Source organism: Pseudidiomarina indica (assembly GCF_900104245.1).
GTDB lineage: Bacteria > Pseudomonadota > Gammaproteobacteria > Enterobacterales > Alteromonadaceae > Pseudidiomarina > Pseudidiomarina indica.
Window position 1 is genome coordinate 1 of the sequence record NZ_FMXN01000024.1, and the last position, 2,192, is coordinate 2,192.

Sequence of the window (2,192 nt, forward strand, 5' to 3'; positions counted from 1 at the left end):
TTCAAAAAAGTGGACGATGCCCATACGCAACTGGAAACCGGCCATGGCGCAGTTCGAGATTATGTACCAGGATCGGATTTAACAGTGCAACTAGCTATTTACACAAAATCTTTTACAGTCTCGACCAATCCGCTAGCGCTGAGCCGATCTGATGAACAGGCAATTCACACGTGTCGGAAAAATTGCATAACTTCGACACATAAATTTGTCATGTCGATAATCCTCGCGTTGTTAAGCATGAATAACCTTACCCAGAAATACCGCTTGTTCCTTAGCAGTGGTTTTAGTAATCTCAAAGCATAGTAAAGAAGCACGCCGACGGAATTATAGCGAGCGATTATTGAGCTAGCTCAGTTGTTTCCTCAAGGAAGAGCCCTCCTCATAAGTTTTTCTTCGCCTATTTGAATTCTCGTTTCGCTACGTCGTCGCGGGCTATTTACGCTTTTTTTTGGGCTTTAACTCTTTGGTTTGCCTGGCTTCTAGGGCGAATCTGGGGTAGATACCAGGCAAGGTTGCAAAGCGACAAAGCGTGCGTGCCGGTGTATTGGGGATATGAGGCATGCTTAGTATTTAAATGTTAGCCTAAGGAACCTCATGACAATTACATTGGCAGCTATTCTTTCACTCATTTCCGGCCTCGTAGGGGCAATCTTTGGTCATGTATTGTCCGAGAGAAAGAGCCGCAACGATGAGTTGGCAAAAATGCGATTGGATGCTTACACGGATTTTCTGAAAGCAACATCGCTCCTTGTGTCAGCCAGAAGATCAGGGAGAACCCAGGATGAGGTGGCTGAACTTGGAGCTTTAAATGATGCTAAAGCTCGCATCTGCGTCTGTGCAGATGCAGGTGTGGTTGAGGCTTTGGAAAGCTTTTGGCTGCAAGGTGGGACACTTGAAAAAGAGCAGGAAGCTCTTGCTTACACACAATTGTGCAGAGCCATGCGAGAGAGTTTAGGGAGGAATCGTCTTGCTTACGATACACGTCTATCCGACATCCTTTTCAGGCTTGAACCATCAACGTACTCATACAGAGTAACGACTGATGAAGGCTAACAAAACCTTTAAATTCGCTCACTTCGGTCGCCGGACGCTCGTTCCTCGCGCCGTTGTATGGCGGGCGTTAAACGCTAGTTGATCAACTATCAGAGGTTCATTTTGGACTTTAAGAAAGAAAGGGTTAATTGTCACAATAAATACCCTGAAATAGTTAAGTTTAAAGCTGAGCGTAAGTTTGAGGAAAAACTAGGTGGGACAAATGGCGTTACACCATTTATACCAGTTCAGCTAGGTTATGGAGACGACACCATATATCAAACATGTGTTGGCCACTTAATAGATGGTCTTGAGTTTCTTCCTTACAGACCGGACTACATGTTTGATCATTGCTTCAAAGCTATAGACGAAGCGGGTGGTTATTTTTTTTCTAATAAGGGTATTAAAGGCATAGTTCAGGGCCTTCCAGGGAGGCTTTTGAACCATTCAAGAGCGGATTGGGAGGCCATTACAGATCTTTTGGGTGCAAACATACCGCTGATGACATGCAGGTTTTTAGTTAAGCGAATTTGTGAGGCGCACTTCCTGACAGATGGAAATAGCAAACAGTTATCGGATCGGGCCAATCATTGCTTTGGTACTCAATTTTACGATGAGTTTATAAAACGTTTTGCACTGGATGACGCTGGTCAAGCAACAGGAAATATATCAGCCGAACGAATCAATAAGGGAGCAAGCTTTTTGAAGCTTTATCTGTCTGGCAAGAAGGGTACGAAAAAATCAAGATATTCTTCTCATAAATGCTTAGATCTTACAGATGAAAAGAACCTGCCGACTCATAAATCCAGAATGGAGCTCTTCCTCTCTTTGTTATTGTTTAATATGAGAAATGAACGATCTCATGGCGCAGTATTGAGCCCATTCAGAACGAGTAAGTCCTCAATTGATCGGTATAAAAGTTACTATTTCGCTATGCTGTGTTCGTATGTATTTTGTTTAGGAGCGTTTGAGCTTAGAGGGTTCGGGGAAATGACTGGTGAAAAAATAAAAAGATGCACAGAAGAAAACGTTCGTCTTCAGTTAGATTTTTTTAGCTAGGGCGTTTAACACCTATGAGCCTTCGTCCTGTCAATAGGCACTAGTTTTTATTGGCCGCCGCGTGAGCGGCCAATACCAAATCTCTGAGCCAGTGAGCCTGC

3 protein-coding genes are annotated in these 2,192 nt (G+C 43.7%); all 3 read left to right on the forward strand.

The features are described 5' to 3' along the window. The coding region (locus BLP64_RS10945; RefSeq protein WP_233340159.1) for a hypothetical protein at positions 1-303 on the forward strand (303 nt) is incomplete at its 5' end. A gap of 291 nt (positions 304-594) precedes the next feature. Further along, positions 595-1,053 (forward strand): hypothetical protein, encoded by a 459-nt coding sequence (locus BLP64_RS10635; protein ID WP_092594012.1) that lies wholly within the window; start codon positions 595-597, stop codon positions 1,051-1,053. 102 nt (positions 1,054-1,155) lie between these two features. Further along, a complete protein-coding gene (locus tag BLP64_RS10640) occupies positions 1,156-2,091 on the forward strand; it encodes a hypothetical protein (RefSeq protein ID WP_143001102.1) in 936 nt (311 codons plus the stop codon). The last annotated feature ends 101 nt before the right edge of the window (positions 2,092-2,192 follow it).